20 protein-coding genes are annotated in these 17677 nt (G+C 69.2%); 6 read left to right on the top strand and 14 right to left on the bottom strand.

All coding sequences use genetic code 11. The annotated features are described in order from the left end of the window. A complete protein-coding gene (gene dnaG / locus GKO32_RS12965) occupies positions 1-1887 on the bottom strand; it encodes a DNA primase (protein WP_312867849.1) in 1887 nt (628 codons plus the stop codon). A gap of 23 nt (positions 1888-1910) precedes the next feature. On the opposite strand from dnaG, the gene GKO32_RS12960 reads away from it, so the two are divergent. Continuing rightward, positions 1911-2846, top strand: a complete 936-nt coding sequence (locus GKO32_RS12960; protein ID WP_154757093.1) for a sigma-70 family RNA polymerase sigma factor — start codon at positions 1911-1913, stop codon at positions 2844-2846. On the opposite strand, the gene GKO32_RS12955 is transcribed toward GKO32_RS12960, so the two are convergent. From GKO32_RS12955 to GKO32_RS12910, 10 genes are all read right to left on the bottom strand, one after another. After that, positions 2800-3381 (bottom strand): carboxymuconolactone decarboxylase family protein, encoded by a 582-nt coding sequence (locus GKO32_RS12955; protein WP_154757092.1) that lies wholly within the window; start codon positions 3379-3381, stop codon positions 2800-2802. The genes GKO32_RS12960 and GKO32_RS12955 overlap by 47 nt on opposite strands. Before the next feature lie 185 nt (positions 3382-3566). Continuing rightward, entirely contained in the window at positions 3567-5351 is a 1785-nt protein-coding gene (locus GKO32_RS12950) for a glycosyl transferase (RefSeq protein ID WP_312867848.1), read from the bottom strand. 8 nt (positions 5352-5359) lie between these two features. Further along, a complete protein-coding gene (locus GKO32_RS12945) occupies positions 5360-6472 on the bottom strand; it encodes a serpin family protein (protein WP_154757178.1) in 1113 nt (370 codons plus the stop codon). A 19-nt stretch (positions 6473-6491) separates the two neighbouring features. Further along, positions 6492-6926 (bottom strand): pyridoxamine 5'-phosphate oxidase family protein, encoded by a 435-nt coding sequence (locus GKO32_RS12940; RefSeq protein WP_154757091.1) that lies wholly within the window; start codon positions 6924-6926, stop codon positions 6492-6494. Next, a complete protein-coding gene (locus GKO32_RS12935) occupies positions 6926-8188 on the bottom strand; it encodes a deoxyguanosinetriphosphate triphosphohydrolase (protein WP_154757090.1) in 1263 nt (420 codons plus the stop codon). Before GKO32_RS12935 ends, GKO32_RS12940 begins: the two co-directional genes overlap by 1 nt. Positions 8189-8260: 72 nt before the next feature. Next, complete coding sequence (locus tag GKO32_RS12930; protein ID WP_154757177.1) at positions 8261-8914, bottom strand: YdcF family protein; 654 nt, start codon at positions 8912-8914, stop codon at positions 8261-8263. A gap of 2 nt (positions 8915-8916) precedes the next feature. Beyond that, the gene (locus GKO32_RS12925; RefSeq protein ID WP_312867847.1) at positions 8917-9522 is read right to left on the bottom strand and encodes a response regulator; all 606 of its coding nucleotides are present in this window, start codon (positions 9520-9522) and stop codon (positions 8917-8919) included. Next, positions 9519-10658 carry a sensor histidine kinase gene (locus GKO32_RS40130; protein ID WP_312867846.1) on the bottom strand — a complete coding sequence of 380 codons (1140 nt, stop codon included), beginning with the start codon at positions 10656-10658 and terminating at the stop codon, positions 9519-9521. Before GKO32_RS40130 ends, GKO32_RS12925 begins: the two co-directional genes overlap by 4 nt. 11 nt (positions 10659-10669) lie before the next feature. Then, positions 10670-11395 (bottom strand): ABC transporter permease, encoded by a 726-nt coding sequence (locus GKO32_RS12915; RefSeq protein ID WP_154757089.1) that lies wholly within the window; start codon positions 11393-11395, stop codon positions 10670-10672. Further along, positions 11392-12321 carry an ABC transporter ATP-binding protein gene (locus tag GKO32_RS12910; RefSeq protein ID WP_154757088.1) on the bottom strand — a complete coding sequence of 310 codons (930 nt, stop codon included), beginning with the start codon at positions 12319-12321 and terminating at the stop codon, positions 11392-11394. The genes GKO32_RS12915 and GKO32_RS12910 overlap by 4 nt, the downstream gene beginning before the upstream one ends. Positions 12322-12463: 142 nt before the next feature. Between GKO32_RS12910 and GKO32_RS12905 the strand changes: the two genes are divergently transcribed. The 3 genes from GKO32_RS12905 (at position 12464) to GKO32_RS12895 (ending at position 13639) form a co-directional block, all read left to right on the top strand. Continuing rightward, positions 12464-12937 carry a carboxymuconolactone decarboxylase family protein gene (locus GKO32_RS12905; protein WP_154757087.1) on the top strand — a complete coding sequence of 158 codons (474 nt, stop codon included), beginning with the start codon at positions 12464-12466 and terminating at the stop codon, positions 12935-12937. Positions 12938-13001: 64 nt separating this feature from the next. Next, positions 13002-13226, top strand: a complete 225-nt coding sequence (locus GKO32_RS12900) for an antitoxin (protein WP_154757086.1) — start codon at positions 13002-13004, stop codon at positions 13224-13226. Next, positions 13223-13639, top strand: coding sequence for a TA system VapC family ribonuclease toxin (locus GKO32_RS12895; RefSeq protein ID WP_312867845.1), 417 nt, complete (start codon positions 13223-13225; stop codon positions 13637-13639). The genes GKO32_RS12900 and GKO32_RS12895 overlap by 4 nt, the downstream gene beginning before the upstream one ends. Positions 13640-13675: 36 nt before the next feature. On the opposite strand, the gene GKO32_RS12890 is transcribed toward GKO32_RS12895, so the two are convergent. After that, on the bottom strand, positions 13676-15064 hold the full coding sequence (locus GKO32_RS12890) for a glycine--tRNA ligase (protein WP_312867844.1): 1389 nt from the start codon (positions 15062-15064) through the stop codon (positions 13676-13678). Between the two features lie 143 nt (positions 15065-15207). Between GKO32_RS12890 and GKO32_RS12885 the strand changes: the two genes are divergently transcribed. Then, positions 15208-15564, top strand: coding sequence for an ArsR/SmtB family transcription factor (locus tag GKO32_RS12885; protein ID WP_154757085.1), 357 nt, complete (start codon positions 15208-15210; stop codon positions 15562-15564). Then, entirely contained in the window at positions 15561-15974 is a 414-nt protein-coding gene (locus GKO32_RS12880) for a Fur family transcriptional regulator (protein ID WP_154757084.1), read from the top strand. The genes GKO32_RS12885 and GKO32_RS12880 overlap by 4 nt, the downstream gene beginning before the upstream one ends. Here the strand turns inward: GKO32_RS12880 and GKO32_RS12875 are convergent. Beyond that, entirely contained in the window at positions 15962-16654 is a 693-nt protein-coding gene (locus GKO32_RS12875) for a TIGR03943 family putative permease subunit (protein WP_154757083.1), read from the bottom strand. The genes GKO32_RS12880 and GKO32_RS12875 overlap by 13 nt on opposite strands. Continuing rightward, positions 16651-17661, bottom strand: a complete 1011-nt coding sequence (locus GKO32_RS12870) for a permease (RefSeq protein ID WP_312867843.1) — start codon at positions 17659-17661, stop codon at positions 16651-16653. The genes GKO32_RS12875 and GKO32_RS12870 overlap by 4 nt, the downstream gene beginning before the upstream one ends. Between the last annotated feature and the right edge of the window lie 16 nt (positions 17662-17677).

The following is a 17677-nucleotide window of genomic DNA, read 5'->3' as shown; positions in this document are numbered from 1 at the left end:
TCAGTCCATCCCGCCGATCGCCTGTTCCCGCAACGCCTTCCGGTACTCCTCCAGCGCCACGAGGTCCCCGAACAGTGCACGATATTCGTCGGCCGCGTCGATCGGTGACAACCGTTGCAGGCGGGACTTGATCTCCGCGATCTGCCTGCCGACAAGGTTCTCGTGCACCGCCGCGATCATGCTGCCGATGTACCGACTGTCCGCGCTTCCCTTGGCATGCAAGGGTTCCACGGCCAGCTCCGACAGCAGGACGCGCACTGTCCCTTGTGGAACGTGCTCGCTCGCCGCATCGAGCAGTGCCGGGCCGGTGAGCCCGCTGCTCGCCCCGCCCGCCTTCACCACGGCCCGGTGCACCGCGACATACGCGGGATGGGTGAACGCGTCCTCGGGCAACGCGTCGTACTCGGGCCCGGCCAGCGCGGGTTCCTGCAGCGCGGCCTTGAGCACCTCGCGCTGCGCCATGAACCGCGGGTCCTTCGCGGCGGGACGCGGGATGTCCTCGGCCGGTGACGCCGGCGCGGGTGCGGAACCGTTGCGCCGCACGGCTTTCGCCGGGGCACCGGCCGCGCCGCGCACCCGGCGCACCACCATGTCCGCGTCCTGCCAGCCGACCCACCACGCCAGCTTCGTCGCGTACCCGTCGCGCTTGGCCCTGTCCTTGATCTGCGCGACCAGCGGCACGGTGCGCTGCAGCGCGGCGACCTGGCCGTCGACCGAGTCGAGGTCGTACTCGGCGAGCATGCTGCGGATCGCGAACTCGAACAGCGGAATCCGCCGCGCCACCAGATCACGCACGGCCGCGTCACCCTTCGCGATGCGCAGCTCGCACGGGTCCATCCCGTCCGGGGCGATCGCGATGTACGTCTGGCCCGCGAACGTCTGGTCACCCTCGAATGCCTTGAGCGCGGCCTTCTGCCCCGCCGCGTCGCCGTCGAATGTGAAGATGACCTCGCCGCGGAACGCGTCGTCGTCCATCAGCAGGCGCCGCAACACCTTCATGTGGTCCTCGCCGAACGCGGTGCCCGAGGATGCGACCGCGGTCGCCACTCCCGCCGCGTGCATCGCCATCACGTCGGTGTAGCCCTCGACCACGACCACCTGGTGCCGCTTCGCGATCTCGCGCTTGGCCAGGTCGAGCCCGAACAACACCTGCGACTTCTTGTAGATCGGGCTTTCACTCGTGTTGAGGTACTTGGCCTGGATCTGGTCGTCGTCGAAGAGCCGGCGCGCGCCGAAGCCGACGACGTCGCCGGAAATGTCCTTGATCGGCCACACCAGCCGCCGGTGGAACCGGTCGATCGGCCCCTGCCTGCCCTCGCGGACCAGCTGCGCCTTGAGCAGCTCCGGCAGCTCGAAACCACGGTTGAGCAGGTACTTCGTGAGCTTGTCCCAGCCGGAGGGGGCGAACCCGCAGCCGTAACGCTGGGCCGCGGCCTCGTCGAACCCGCGCTCGCGCAGGTAGTCGCGGGCGAGCTGGGCCTCGGGGCCGCGCAGCTGCTCGGCGTAGAACTCGGCGGCGGCCTTGTGTGCCTCGACCATCCGGGTGCGGGTGCCGCGGTCACGCTGGACACTGGCGCCGCCGCCCTCGTAGGTGAGCCGGAAACCGATGCGGTCGGCGAGCCGCTCGACGGATTCCACGAACCCGAGGTGGTCGATCTTCATCAGGAACTTGATGACGTCGCCACCCTCGCCGCAGCCGAAGCAGTGGAAGGTGCCGTGCGTGGGCCGGACGTTGAACGACGGGGTCTTTTCGTCGTGGAACGGGCACAGCCCTTTGAGCGCGCCGCCGCCGGCGTTGCGCAGGGCGACGTACTCCCCCACGATCTCGTCGATCCGGTTGCGGTCGCGGACCTCCGCAATGTCTGCTTCCCGGATCCGGCCTGCCACGCATCGAGGATACTGTCTTGGTCATGGCACTGGCTGAGGAGTTCACCGGCCACCGCGCGCACCTGGTCGCGGTCGCCTACCGGCTCACCGGATCGGTGTCCGACGCCGAGGACGCCGTGCAGGAGTCCTGGCTGCGGCTCGCCGGACTGAGCGAGGAGAAACGCGCCGCGATCCGGGACCTGCGGGGCTGGCTGACCACGGTCGTCGGCCGGATCTGCCTCGACCGGCTGCGCTCGGCGACCGCGCGACGCGAGCACTACGTCGGGCAATGGCTGCCCGAACCCATCGTCACCCCGCTGAGTGGCTCCGCCGGGGAAGATCCACTCGATGTCGCGGTGCGTGACGAAGGGTTGCGCATGGCCGCGATGGTCGTGCTGGACAAGCTGACTCCGGAGCAGCGGGTTGCGTTCGTGCTACACGACGCGTTCTCCGTGCCGTTCGACGAGATCGGCGAGATCCTCGGCGCGAGTCCCGACGCGGCGCGGCAGTACGCGTCACGGGGACGGCGTGCGCTCAAGGACGCGGAGCCGCCGCCGCGGGCGAGCCTCGACGAGCAACAGCAGGTGCTCGACCGGTTCCTACGGGCGCTGATGGCCGGGGACGTGCGGGGCATGGCCGAGGTGCTGCACCCCGATGTGGTGCTGATCGGCGACTCGAACGGCAAGGCGCGCACCGCGCGGCAGATCATCGTCGGCGCCGACAAGATCACCCGCTTCCTGTCGGGCCTGCTGCGGCGGTACACGCCGGCGCTCGCGACCGTCAGCACCCCCGTGCTGGTCAACGGGGATGCCGGGTTGTACCTTCCGCGCTCGCAGTTCCCCGGCGGGCAGGAACTCGATGCGCACGTGCAGACGATCGCGATGCGGGACGGCCGGATCGTCGCGATCTACGACGTGGCCAACCCGGACAAGCTCACGCGAGTCCTGGCAGCGGAACCCGGCACGCCTCGCCGGACGTGAACCCCTGGTCGGTGATGCCGAGCGCACTGTTGAGGCGGCCGCGCATATTCTCCAGGGAGATCTGGTAAGTCAGCTCGAGCACTCCCTTGCGGCCGAACTCGCGTTCCAGCTCGGCGACCTGCTCGTCGGTGACGGTGACGGTGACGGGCGTGGTGGTCATGGCGTCGGCATACGCGATCGCGAGCCGCTCCTGGCTGCTGAAATACGGTGAGGTGGCGTACTCGTCAATATGCTTGAGACGGTTGATGTCCAGGCCTTCATGCTTCTGCAACATCATGCCGAAGTCGACGCACCACGAGCACCCGAGCCGCACGGCGGTACGGTAGACGGCGATCTCCCTGACGTTGACCGGCAACGTCCGGGAGGCCTTCTCGACAGCCAGTTCATGCACCGCGCCAGCCGCGAGCAACCCGATATGGTGCGCGCTGACGGCGAACGGCTCCGGAACGGCCCCGTACCGGCGGCGGGCGAAGCGGTAGACGAACTTCGTGAACAACCCAGCGTCCTTTGTAGACACCACAGGAATGCGAGACATCGGTCAACTCCTCCTTCGGTTCACAGTGAGGACGAAACGCAACGGGCAAATGTGACAGGGCAAACGCCACCGCAACTCGACCACCCACTCAAGGTGACGTCCCGTTGGGCCAGTCATCCCGGAGCCAGCCCGGCGAGGACATCTTGTTGCCCGGCGGCGGTTTCCCGCGCGTGCCGGGAGCCGCCTCAGGCTGCTTGCAACGCTCGCACGTCCCACAGCCAGACGCCGTCCACGTATTTCGCCGGCATGTTCAACAGTGCCTCGACGGTGGTGCGCAGCGGGTCCTGGTTCGTGCCGGGCGCGAGTACGACCACGTCCGCGTGCCAGTAGCGTAGGTCGGCCACCGCGTCGGTGCGTTGGGCCTGTGTCACTTGCGGGGCCTCGCCATTGTCGCGCACATCTTGCAGCAGGTGCGCCGTCGGGCGTTCGGCGGCGCCATAGCGGCCGCGCTTGTCGCCGGGGGCGTTCGGGCCCACAAAGTAACCCCCCGCGAGCGGGAAGCCTGAGTTCGCCCGCACCTGCCAGGTCAGCGCACGTGCATCACCGGGGTCGGGCAGCGGCACGGTGACAACCGAGCCCGTCGAAACATAGTGCCGCCACGTGCCATCGGAGAAGAACGCGGGCGTGGGCGGACGCGTGATGGTCTCCAGCGGCGTCGGCGCGATCGGCAGCAGGACCGCGACCAGCGCCCCCAGCCACAGCCAGCGTAACGGGAACTCCTTGTCCCGGAAGGTCGGCGCGGCCTCGAAAACCTTCTGCGTCGCGATCGCCAGCAAGGCACCGACCGCCGGGATGCACGCCATCGCCAGGCGCGATTCGAGCAGGGAGTCGAACAGGGGCAGCTTCGCCAGCAACGCCCACGGGCCCGGGATACCCGTCTCGTGGTGATCGACCGTCATGACCAGACCCAGCGAAAGCCAGGCCATGAAGAACATCGCGATCGCAATCGAGCGGGCGACGACGTTGCGCCACAACCAGATGGTCAGCACCACCATGAACACGATGAGCGGCCAGCCGAAGAAAGCGTTCTCCTCGGTGCGGTTCATCGACACATCCGCGGCGGCATCGGGCTGCCCGGCGATGGACTCCGTCGCGAAGCGGGTGAACGCCGCCGTGTCGTTGCCGACCGAACCATGTTCCAGGCTCCGGTAACTCTGCGGGCCCAGGAATTGCCACCACAGCGGGAAGATCACCACCACGAGGGCCAGCGCACCGCCGACCACGAGGCCGATCGCCATGGGCCGCACCATTTTCGCCGCTTCGCGCCACCGCGATGCCGCGTAGGCGATCGCGAACACCACGAAGCCGAGCATGGTGATCAGCAGCGGCTCTTCACCCAGGAAAACCTGGTACGCGAGCAGCGCACCGAGGATCAGCCCGTCCCGCACCGGGTGCGCGCCCTGCGCGAGCCGGATCAGCCGCAACACGATGAACGGCAACAGGAACAACACCACGAAGTTCGGATGCGCATTGCCGTGCGAGATCATCGGTGGGGCGAAACCGCAGAACACACCGCCGATCGCGGCGGCGACCCGCGAGCTCACCAGATGCCGCGAAAACACCCAGTACCAGGCGAACGCCGTGCCCGCCAGCCCGCCGGTCAACGCGATCGCCCAGGTCAGCGTCGGGCCGAACAGCAACGTGATGGGCGACAGCGGGATGCTCAGCCCCAGCATCGCGGTGTTGGCCATCATGTTGACGCCATCGGGATAGTTCTGCAGCACCGACTCGAGCGGGTTCTGCCCGCTCCACACGGCGTGGGCGGTGGCCGAGAAGAACCACTCCCACATGTTCTGGTCCTGCGCGCTGTTGTACAGGTAGCCACCACCGAGGTTGACCCACAACCCGGCGTAGATCACGAAGGCGGCCAGCAGATAAACCAACCCGACAATCGTGTCGGCTCGGGTCCACCTGCGCCGTCCGGGCTCGTCCACCTGCACCGTCCCGGGCGCCTCCAGCAACGCGGTCACTTCTTACCTCACGGTTCGACAACGCGGGCGAAAAAGTAGACCACACCCGTCTCGGCGTGCCGCACGAGGAGCAGGAAAGGCCGGTCGACCACGACCTCGACCGGATCGACCGGGCCCACCGCGGCCAGCAGCCGCATCACCACAGCCGTCGCCGCCGCGCCCTCCAGGCCCTGCTCGTCGAGCCGCAACACCGCCTGGTGGATCACCTCGTCGACGAACACCCGCGGATCCGGGGTGAGCGGGGTGAAATCCGAATCCCGCGCCGAGAACATCGTCCGCACGCCGAGCTCGGCCAGTACCGGCTTGAGCGCGGCCCTCGCCTCGAGCGAGACCTTCGGCATGGTGAGCCGGACCTGACGATTCCTCACCGCCGACAGCAGCGCCGCGAGCCCGTGCGCGTCGAGCTCCGGCTCCTGCGCCGACAGTTCGCCGTCGGGCAACAGGATCGTCGCCCGCACCCCGCCCGCGCCCGGCAGGTCCACGACCTGCCAGCCGTCACGCGCCGCGTAACCGAACGACTCCGTCTGCCGCATCATCGGCACGCGCCGGATGCCGGACGGGCTGTGGAAATCCCCATCCTCGGTCTGCTCGTCGCGGAACCTGTGCTGCCACGCCACTTTCAGGTACAAGGCATTGACCAGGCTCGCCACCGTGTCCGCCTTGACGTCACCAGGCTCCAGCAACTCCGGGATCAGGTCATGGGTCGTCTCGGCGACAGCCGCGTTGATCGCCTGCCGGGCGGCCTCGGGATCGGTGGCGAACGGCGCGGTCCGCACGCCGCCGTTCGGCCACGCCGCCAGCTCGCCGAGGAAGTCTTCGTGCAACGGCAACTGCTCGGCCGCCCACAGCGTGTTGGCGACTTCGAGCACCGGCGCCTCACCGCGGCCGGACTCGGTGAGCGTGGCCGCGGCACGCAGCAACTCGGCCTGTTTGGCGATGTCCGCATCCCCGCCCGCCAGCAACCGCACCAGCTCTTCGGACGCCGCACCGCGCGACGCCTGGCTCGTCAGCCCCAGCGCGCTCGCGACCGAGTACGGCGAGAAGCACGAGTTCCCCCGTGCCGCGACCGCTCGGTGCAGGGCCAGGCTGAACGTGAGGTGGTCGGTGTCCGCTTTCCCCATCATGTCGACGCTACCGGATTCACTCGCGCTCGATCCGCCGCAGCCCGTGCGCGGGGGTCCACCATTCGACGACCAGCAGCGTGGCTTCCGGGTTGAGGTGGGTGTGCACGACCTCGGTGACTTCGACACGGAAGCCCTCCGGCCCCGTGGGGACCGCCCGGCCCGCGATCTTCGCTTCGCCCGGCCATTGCGCCTCGGCGCCCTCGACCGGATCGACCGTGGCGCTGTGCAGGGCCAACCGCGGATCCCGCCGCAGGTCCGCGCCCTTGCGCGCGCCCGGCATCGAGCCGAATGTCAGCTCACCATCGGAGAACGTCGCTTCGATCCCGGAGATCCGCGGCGCACCGTCGGCCCGCACGGTGGCGATGGTCTTGTGCTTGTGGGCATCGAACAGCGCCCGCACCCGCCGCGCGAACTCCGGCTCCGCCTCCTCCACGTCCCGCCAGGCGGTCATCAATGCCTCCCCGTGTGCCAGGCATGCCACGCATGCGCTTGCGCGTCGGTCAGCGACGCGACCTGATCGATGACCACCCGCAGGCGCGCCGCATCATCCTCCGCCTCCGCCCAAGCCGGGTGGAACACGGTGTCGAGTGCCCCGGGCGCGCGCCGCACGAGCAGCCCGACGAGTTCGGTGATCATCTGGCGCTGCCCCTCCTGCATCGCCAGCCGCCGCGGATCGCTCATCACGTACCGCAGTGCGAGCGCCTTGAGCAGCGCGACCTCGGCCCCGACCTGGTCCGGCACCACCAGCTCCGCGTCGTACCGCGTCAACGGCCCGTCCCCGTACCGCTCCCGCGTGGTGGTGACCGCGGCCGACGCGAAACGGCCGACCAGCTCGCTGGTGAGCCGTTTCAGCGCGACCTGCGCACCGAACGAGCCGTCCTGCCCCTGTTTCGCCAGCTCGGTGACCACCGGCAGGGTCAGCAGCTCCCGCGCGGCGGCTTCCAGCGCGCTCACCGACTGAGCCGAGAAATGCTTCGCCGCCAGTTCCGCCACCGCCGTCCGCTCCTCGGCACTGGCCAGTACCGGCAGCGAAATGCGGCCCGCCAGCACGCCGTCCTCGACGTCGTGCACGGAATACGCCACATCGTCGGCCCAGTCCATGATCTGGGCTTCGAGGCAGCGCCGGCCGTCCGGCGCACCCGCTCGCATCCACCCGAAGATCTCGCGGTCGTCCTCGTACACCCCGAACTTGAGCTCACCGGTGCGACGCGGCCACGGGTACTTCGTCGCCGCGTCGAGGCAGGCGCGGGTCAGGTTCAGCCCGCCGGGCTCCAGTTTCGGTTCCAGCCTGGTCAGGATGCGCAGCGTCTGCGCGTTGCCCTCGAACCCGCCACACCGCTCGGCCACACCGTTGAGTGCCTGCTCTCCGTTGTGCCCGAACGGCGGATGCCCGATGTCGTGCGCCAGGCCCGCCGTGTCCACCAGATCCGGGTCCGCGCCGAGCTCTTCGGCGATACCGCGGCCGATCTGCGCGACTTCGAGCGAATGCGTGAGCCTGGTGCGCGGCACACCGGTGACCTCGGCGCCCTCCCCCGGCCCGACCACCTGCGTCTTGCCGGCGAGACGGCGCAGCGCGGCCGAATGCAGCACCCGCGCCCTGTCCCGCGCGAAGTCACTGCGTGCGTCCAGCCGGGAGCCGGGCAGCGCGGCGGTTTTCGGCGGCTCCGGCACCCGCCGCTCCCGGTCGTGTTCGTCGTACACGGTGGTCACCATAAAGGCGACCCCCGACCGCCGGCCCCTCACCCGACCACCACCCCTCACGGAGGCGCTTCGCGCCGCAGTGTTCTAGCCGAGCCCAGTCCCACCGATGTCATCGGCCGGGGTTTTCGTCAGCAGGTAGAACAACAACGCGCCGGTTTCGCGGAAGATGTACATCGCCTGCGTCTGCCGGGTCTGCACGATGGGCCCGCTGTGCGTGGGCGAGGCCCACGAATCCATCCCGGAGTCGTCGGCCATCACGCGCGCCCGCAGCGAATGCCAGGGATCGCTGACCAGCACCGCGGTGTGCCAGCCGCGCTGAGCGACCACGTCCGCGACGGCACGCAGGCTGCCCAGGGTGTCGCGCCCCTCGCCGACCGGCAGGGTGCTCGCCGCCGGCACCCCCTGCTCGATGAGCCAGCGCGCCCCGGCGGAGGCCTCGGTGTACTCGTCACCGGTGCGGTTGCCGCCCGCGGTGATGATCACCTTCGCGACGCCGTCGGTGTAGAGCTGCTTGGCGTGCCGCAGCCGGGCCTGGAAGATCGGGGACGGTTTGCCGTTGTACTGCGCGGCGCCGAGCACGACGATCACATCGGCCCGGCTGCGATCGTCCCCGCGGGCCACCTGCCAGACGCGGAAAGCGGTGCCTGCCACGGTCAGCAGCACCACGAGCACGGTGCCGAAGACGGCGCGCCGCACCCAACTTCCCGTCGTCACACCGGTTCTGCCCATCCCGGCCATTGTCACAGCCAGCCGTTCTCCTCCGCGAGGCGGACCGCCTCCGCCCGGGTGCGGGCGCCGGTCTTGCCGATGGCGGCGGAAAGATGGTTGCGCACGGTGCCTTCCGACAGGTGCAGCCGGCGCGCGATGTCGGCGACCGTGCCACCGTCACTCGCCGCGCGCAGCACGTCGTGTTCGCGGCCGGTCAGCGGGCTCGGCCCGGTCGCCAGCGACTCGGCGGCCAGCGCCGGATCGACCACCCGCAACCCGTTCGACACCCGCCGCACCGCGTCGACGAGCTGCTCGGGTGGCGAGTCCTTGACCACGAAACCGGCCGCACCCGCCGCCATCGCGCGGGCGAGGTAACCGGGCCTGCCGAACGTGGTGCACACGATGATCCGGCACGCGGGCAACGCGGCGTGCAGCTCGGCGGCCGCGGTGAGCCCGTCCTTGCCGGGCATCTGCACGTCCAGCAGCGCCACGTCCGGGGCGGCTTCCTTCGCCGCGGGCAGCACGTCGTCCCCGGACCCGACCTGCGCGACGACCTCGATGTCCGGCTCCAGGCCGAGCACGGTGGCCAGTGCCCCGCGCACCATCGCCTGATCGTCGGCCAGCAGCACGCGGATCACGACGCGATCTCCAGCGCCGGGCGGACTTCCGCCCGCAGCAGGAAACCACCACCGGGACGGGGTTCCGCGTGCACTGTGCCGCCCAGCTTCCCCAGCCGTTCGGCAAGCCCGCGCAACCCGTTCCCGCACGCATCCGCGGACGCACCCACACCGTCGTCCTCGATGTCCAGCCACGTCTTCCCGAAGCGCACCTTCACGTGTCTGGCGCCCGAATGCCGCAGCACGTTCGTGACCGCTTCCCTGAGTACGTAACCGAAAGCCTGCTGCAGATCGGGCCGCACGTTGTCCACCGCGTGCGGCAGGTCCGCGTCGATCTCCGCCGCCCGCAGCGCCGCGCGCGCCCCCATCAGCTCCGCCGACAGCGACACCTCGCGGTAGTCCGAGACGGTCGCCCGCACATCGGCGAGCGCACTGCGCGCCAGGCCTTCGACCTCGTGGATCTCGGCGGCCGCGCGGCCGGGTTCCTGACCGCTTTCCAGCATCCGCCGCGCCAGCCCGGCTTTCACCGTGATGGTGGTGAGGCTGTGGCCGAGAATGTCGTGCAGGTCCCTGGCCAGCCGCTCCCGTTCCGCACTGACCGCGAGCGTGGCGATCTCCTCGTTCGCCGCCCGCAACCGCCGCACGGTCTTGATCAGCCTGGCGCTGGAGAACATCGCCGTGGTGATCCCGAGCAACGTGCCGACGTCGCCCAGCGAACCGTGCGCACCGACGTGGAGCCAGACCAGAAGCCACGCCACACCCAGCGACAGCCCGTCGAACAGCAACGCCCAGCCCGGCGGCAACCCGAACGCGAGGATGGCCAGCGCGTACAGCAGCACGAACACGTTGCCGTCGACGACCACGAGCATGGTCAGCCAGCCCAGCGCCAGGATGCCCACCGCGTAGGCCAGCTTCACCGCCAGCGGCCGCTTCGGGAAGAACAGCATCGGGAAGACCACGTAACTCGCCCCGTAGACAATGACCAGGACCAGCTCGAGGATCCCGGCGGGGGTGTTCGCGTGCCGAATCGCCGGAAGCAGGATCGGCAGCAGGAAAACCACCGCCGCCAGCGGCCACCGGTACTTGAAGTACCGGTCCCGGGGCCCGCCGGTAATCTCGTCGCGCCACCAGTCGCGCCTGTCCCGTCGGTCCGCCACGTTCCCCTCCGTCACACCCGGGCCGAGTCCTTACGGTAACGCCGCACCACCACGAACGAGAGCACGAGCGTCCACACGGCCAGTACCAGCACATCCTTGCCGAGACCGGTGGCCAGATCCGGGGTGATCGCGCCACGCCCGATCTGGCCCATCCGGTAGCTCGGCAGCACCTGCGCGATGTTGAGCAGCCAGTGCGGCATCGAGTCGACCGGGATGAATATCCCGCCCAGCAGCGCCATCGGGAGCATCACCAGCTGCGTGATCGGCTGCGTCGAGTCCGCCGTGCCGATCTGCCCGATGAGCAAGCCGATCAGGGCGAACGGGATGGCTGCGAGCCACACCCCCAGGGTGGCCCGCAGCCAGCCCGACGCGTCGAGTGAGACCCCCTCGCCGACGGCGGCGACCACCGGCACGAGGATCACGGGCGCGAGTGCCAGCGTCATGCCGGTGGCGGCCTTCGCGGTCAGGTACCCCGGGCCGGACAACGGGGTCAGCCGAAGCTGACGCTGCCAGCCCGACGCGCGCTCCAGCGCGACGCGGGTCCCGGTGAACAGCGCCGACGCCATCGCACCGAACGAGGTCATGCTCACCATCAGGATGGCCTTCGTGGCCGGGTCCTTCGCGAAAATGCCTACGTACAACAGGAAAAGCAGGACCGGGAAGCCCACGGTGAAGATCAGGAACCGCGGCGAGCGCAGCATCCGCCGGATCTCCAGTGCCAGAAACTTGACGCTCATTCTTGCTCCTCGGAAGTCAGGGTGAGGAACGCGCCTTCGAGGCCGACCGCGGTGATCTCGATGTCGTGCGCGTCCGGGTACGCGGTCAGCAACGCGCGCAGGGTCTTGTCGGAATCACTGCTGGAGACGGCGATCTGCCCGCCACGGAGCCGGAATTCGGTGACACACGGCAGGTTCGCGATCGCGTCGCCGGTCGCACCCGGCACCACCGCCCGCAGCGTGCGGCCACCGGCGAGCGCCCGGACCTGCGCGACGGAACCGTCCGCGACGATCCGCCCGGACCGCATCAGCACGACGCGGTCGGCGAATTCCTCGGCCTCTTCGAGATAATGCGTCGCGAACATGACGGTGCGTCCGGAATCGGTGAACGCCTGCATCGACCGCCAGAACTCGCGGCGGCTCGCGACATCCATCGCCGCGGTCGGCTCGTCAAGCAGCAGCAGGTCCGGATCGGACACGAGCGCGACAGCGAACCGCGCGCGTTGCTTCTGGCCGCCGGAAAGCTTGTTGCCGCGCCGGTTGGCGAGATCCTCGATCCCGGCGCGGGAGAGGGCTTCCCTGACCGGCATCGGGTTCCGGTGCAGCGACGCGACCATGGTGACCATCTCACCGACCGTCGCGTCGTCGAGCAGCGCGCCGCCCTGAAGCATCGCCCCGATGCTGCCGGCCTTGACCGCTTCGGCGGGCGACGAGCCGAACACCGTGACATCCCCGGTGTCGGGTTTGCTCAGCCCGAGGATCATGTCGACGGTGGTGGATTTCCCGGCGCCATTGGGGCCGAGCAGGGCCACCACCTCGCCGGGCGCGATCGTCAGGTCGATGCCGTCGACCGCGCGCACCTCGCCGTAGGACTTCCGCAGGCCGGTAAGCCGCACCGCGGCTCCGGCCGTGACCGCCGCGTCGCGGACGGGAGAGCTTGTGTTCATGCCACCGACTCTCCCGCCGGGAGTGCCTCGCCGTGCAGGCCGCCCGTCATGACCTGCCCGTGACAGGTGTCATGGCCTGTCACATTCTCCGGCGCCGTCGCGTCAGGTGGGTGTCAGCATCGGCAAGCAAAGGAGTTCGACCATGGAAGCCCGCCTGAACGTGTTCGCCAGCCCGTTCGCGGCCAAGTTCGTGAAGCACATCAACGCGGCGGGGCAGCTGCTGTCGCAGACGTCGCTCCCGGCCTCGACACAGGAACTGGTGAAGATCCGGGCCAGTCAGATCAACGGCTGCGCCTTCTGCACCGACATGCACACCAAGGACGCCACGGCCGCGGGGGAAACCCAGACGCGGTTGAACCTGGTCGCGACCTGGCGGGAGGCGACGGTCTTCACCGAAGCCGAGCGCGCCGCGCTGGAACTGGCGGAGCAGGGCACCCGCATCGCGGACGCGGCCGGCGGTGTCACCGACGACGCCTGGGCCAACGCGGCCAAGCACTACGACGACGAGCAGCTCTCCGCGCTGGTGGCGATCATCGCGCTCATCAACACCTACAACCGGCTGAACGTCATCATCCAGCAGCCCGCCGGGGATTATCAGCCCGGCCAGCTGGGCTGAGCCGGATGCGCGCCCCGGGCTCGACCCGGGGCGCATCTTGATGCACCGATGTTAAGATGAGGGCATGCGGACCACGGTCGACCTGCCTGATGACCTGCACCGACAGGCTCTCTCGCTAGCTCGCGATACTTCACGCACGCTCAGTGAGGTCGTCGCCGAACTTATGCAACGCGGTCTCCGCCAAGGTAAGGCGGCTCCGGCCGCGCGAAGCTCACGCACCGGACTGCCCGTGATCCGACTTGGCAAGGTCATCACGACCGACGATGTCCGATCACTGGACGACGAGTGACGACACTCCTCGATGCGAACGTCCTCATTGCCCTCGTGGTCGACGACCACGTGCACCATGCCGCTGCCGAGACGTGGTTCGCCGGCTCCGCCGACCCGTTCGCCACCTGCCCGATCACGCAAGGAAGCCTCGTGCGGCTGCTGATCCGCGAAGGGCAGACAGCGGACGACGCGCAAGCCCTGCTGGGCTTGATCGAGGCCGGCGACCGGCATGAATTCTGGCCTGACTCCATCACCTACGGCGAGGTGCCCATGAACGGCATCCTCGGCCATCGCCAGGTCACGGACGCTTACCTCGCGCACCTCGCACGAATCAACGCCGGCCGGCTGGTGACCTTCGATCAAGGTCTCGCGACACTGCACGCCGACGTCGTGGACCTGCTGCCCACGATTCCGGCCCAGCCGTCCCGCTGAAACGGCCCTGGCCCCGCGCGAGCCAGGGCCCCCGAGTCAGCAGCCGAGCAGGCGGCTCGCCAGGTAGGTCTCCACCTTGTCCAGCGCCACCCGCTCCTGTGCCATCGTGTCGCGCTCCCGGACCGTGACCGCGTTGTCCTCCAGCGAGTCGAAGTCGACGGTCACGCAGAACGGCGTGCCGATCTCCTCCTGGCGGCGGTAGCGCTTGCCGATCGACCCGGCGTCGTCGAAGTCGACGCTCCAGTTCCGGCGCAGCGCCGCCGCGAGGTCCTTCGCCTTCGGGGTCAGATCCGCGTTGCGGGACAAGGGAAGCACCGCGACCTTGTACGGCGCGAGCCGGTAGTCCAGTTTCAGCACGACCCGCTTGTCCGTGCCGCCCTTGGCGTTCGGGACCTCGTCCTCGGTGTAGGCGTCGAGCAGGAAGGCCATCATCGGACGGCCGACACCCGCGGCCGGCTCGATCACGAACGGCCGGTACCGCTGGCCGGTGGTCTGGTCGAAATAGGACAGATCCACGCCGGAGTGGTTCGAGTGCGTGGTGAGGTCGAAGTCGGTGCGGTTCGCGATGCCTTCGAGTTCACCCCATTCCTGGCCGGAGGAGAACTGGAACCGGTACTCGATGTCGACGGTGCGCTTCGAGTAGTGGGACAGCTTCTCCTTGGGATGCTCGTAGTGGCGCAAGTTTTCCCGCTTGATCCCGAGGTCGGTGTACCAGTCGGTGCGCAGGTCGATCCAGTACTGGTGCCAGGTCTCGTCCTCGCCCGGCTCGACGAAGAACTCCATCTCCATCTGCTCGAACTCACGCGTGCGGAAGATGAAGTTGCCCGGGGTGATCTCGTTGCGGAAGGACTTGCCGACCTGGCCGATGCCGAACGGCGGCTTCTTGCGCGAGGTGGTCTGCACGTTGAGGAAGTTGACGAAGATGCCCTGCGCGGTTTCCGGGCGCAGATAATGCAGGCCCTCCTCGCTCTCCACCGGGCCGAGGTAGGTCTTGAGCAGGCCGTTGAAGCTACGCGGCGCGGTGTACTGGCCGCGCGTGCCGCAGTTGGGGCACGGCACATCCGACAGGTCGTTCTCCGCGATCGCCTTGCCGGTGCGCTCGGCGTACTCCTCCGCCAGGTGGTCCGCCCGGAAGCGGCGGTGACACGACAGGCATTCCACCAGCGGGTCGACGAACGCCTCGACATGCCCCGAGGCCTCCCACACCTTGCGAGGCAGGATCACCGAGGAGTCCAGGCCCACGACGTCGTCGCGGCTTTGCACCATGGTCTTCCACCATTGGCGCTTGACGTTCTCCTTGAGTTCGACCCCGAGCGGTCCGTAGTCCCACGCCGACCGGGTACCGCCGTAGATCTCCCCGCTCGGGAAGACGAAGCCACGGCGCTTGCACAAGCTGACGACGGTCTCAATCGTGTTGGCGGGCACTCCACGCTCTCCATAGCTGCGGAAATACTGACTGGCTGTCCGTCAAGACTATCGGCCGCTACGCGGTTGCTCGACGCCAGGTGTCAAGCAACCGGGGCCCACTAGACTGGAGATCGACGGGGAACGAGAGGCTGGAGATCGACATGACGGCGGTGCGCCCGGCGCCTGGCGAGGTGCACTCGGACGGCCCGGTCAAGCCCGGCACGCCGGTTCCGTCAGCCACGGCACTGGCCGGGGCCGGGGAACTGCTGCGGGCGCTCGCCGCGCCGGTGCGGATCGCGATCGTGCTGCAGTTGCGCGACGCGCCGCGCTGTGTGCACGAACTGGTCGACGCCCTCGACGTCGCGCAGCCACTGATCAGCCAGCACCTGCGGGTGCTCAAAGCGGCCGGGGTGGTGTACGGGGAACGCCGCGGCCGTGAGGTCGAGTACCGGCTGGTCGACGATCATCTGGCGCATATCGTGGTGGACGCGGTGGCACACGTTCAGGAGGATGCATGAGCAAGGTCGCGGCGGTACCTGGCCGCCGGTCGACGAAGCAGCGCTCGGCCGTGGTCGAACTGCTCGCGGAGATCGACGACTTCCGGTCGGCCCAGGATCTGCACGACGAGCTGCGCCGCCGCGGGGACGGGATCGGGCTGACCACGGTGTATCGCACGCTGCAGTCGCTGTCGGACGCCGGTGAGGTCGACGTGCTGCGCACGGACAGCGGCGAGGCGGTCTACCGGCGCTGCTCCTCGCACCACCACCATCATCTCGTGTGCCGGCACTGCGGGCGGACCGTCGAGGTCGAAGGGCCCGCAGTGGAACGCTGGGCGGAGAAAATCGCGACCGGGCACGGGTTTTCGGAGATCACACACACCGTCGAGATCATCGGCACCTGCTCCTCCTGCGCCGCTCAGTCCTCGTAGGGGTCGGCGGGCGCGGTGATACGCCGCGCCGAGGCGACCACGAAATCCGGCGTGAACGTGGTGGCCTTCGTGGCGGTGCCGGGCACGACGCGCCCGGTCACCTCGAGCCAGGTGTCGTTCTCGTAGCCGGCCGGCAGCCCCCGCATGCGCACCTTCAAGGGGTACGCGTCGGCGGCGCAGCATGTGATGACCATGCGGGCGAGCAGCACCGAATCGCCGGTGTGCGTGACGAACCCGGTCAGCCGCACGGTGCGGTCGTTGAGCGAGCCGCCGGGGTCCCAGCCCGCGCGCGTGACGAAATCGGTGAGCGGCAACGGGATCACGTCACCGGGCGGCAGCGGCGGGAACACGGACTGGTCCTGTGCGGGAGCGCGGGCCTCGGTGCGGGTCACCGAATCCGAGCCGAGCGCGGGCGGCGCTACGAGGAACACCGCGAGCACCGGCAGAAGCAGCAGCCACGCCGGGCGGGCCGCATGGTGGTGTCCGTCGGTTTCACGGCCGCGGGCGAGCAGGTCCCGCACGATGGCGACGGCGCCGAGGACGACCACCACTGCTCCCCCGGCGATGATCCAGATCTGCTGGGACGGCTTGACGTAACGCAGGTAGTCGCCGTTGATACCGATCTTCAACAGGGCGCCGCCGAGCAGGACGAGCAGCACGTTCTGCGTCTCGCGCCTCATCGTGCGCCGCCGATCAGCAGTGTGCCGGCGACCAGCGCGCAGCACACCGCGACGAGGAATGTCACCGGCGCGAACCGGATCGCGAACGAGCGGCCGAAAGTGCCTGCCTGCAAAGCGAAAAGCTTGACGTCGACCGCGGGGCCGACCACCAGGAACACGAGCTTGGGCAGCAACGGCAAGGCGGTCAGGGACGCCGCGACGAACGCGTCCGCCTCACTGCACAGGGCCAGCACGACCGCGAGCACGGCCATCACGACGACACCCAGGACAAGCTGCCCGCCCACTACCGCGAACCAGGACGGCGGCACGATTACGTTGAGTACAGCCGAAATCAGCGCGCCGAGCACGAGAAACCCGCCCGCCTCGACGAGATCCGCGCGCGCGATCTCCGCGAACGCCGTCCAGCGGCTGCCGTGGGGGTCCGGCGCCCGCTGTAACGCGCGTTCGACGATCCAGCCGAGCTTTCCCCAGCGCGCCCACAGCAGTCCCATCACGACGGCGGTGGCGAGTGAGCCGAGGAAACGGGCAAGCACCATCTCGGGTTTGCCGGGGAACGCGACCGCGGTGGCCACCAGCACGACCGGGTTCACGGCGGGCGCGGCGAGCAGGAAGGTCAGCGCCGCCGCCGGGGCCACACCCTGGCCCATCAGCCGCCGCGCGACGGGAACCGAGGCGCATTCACAGCCGGGGAGCGCGACACCCGCGAGGCCGGCGACGCCCACCGCCGCGGCCGGATTGCGGGGCAGCGCCCGCCGCAGCACGCGCGCGGGCACGAACGCCGCGATCGCGCCACTGATCAGGACACCGAGGACGAGGAACGGCAGGGCCTGCACGCACACCGCGACAAAGATCGTCGAGCCGGTGCGCAGGGCGGGCACGTCCAGCACGTCCTGCAGCCACGACTGCGCGAGGATCGCGACCAGCAGCACAAGGCACAGCACCTCGACCGAGGTGACCCGGCGGCGTTTGGCCCGCGGGCGCTCGGTCGTCCCGGTCAGCACATCCACAGCCGCCGATCATGCC

The organism is Amycolatopsis pithecellobii, from assembly GCF_009707865.1.
In the GTDB taxonomy this organism is placed as follows: domain Bacteria; phylum Actinomycetota; class Actinomycetes; order Mycobacteriales; family Pseudonocardiaceae; genus Amycolatopsis_E; species Amycolatopsis_E pithecellobii.
Note: the sequence above shows the minus strand (reverse complement) of the source record. Positions and strands in the feature narration are given on the sequence as shown.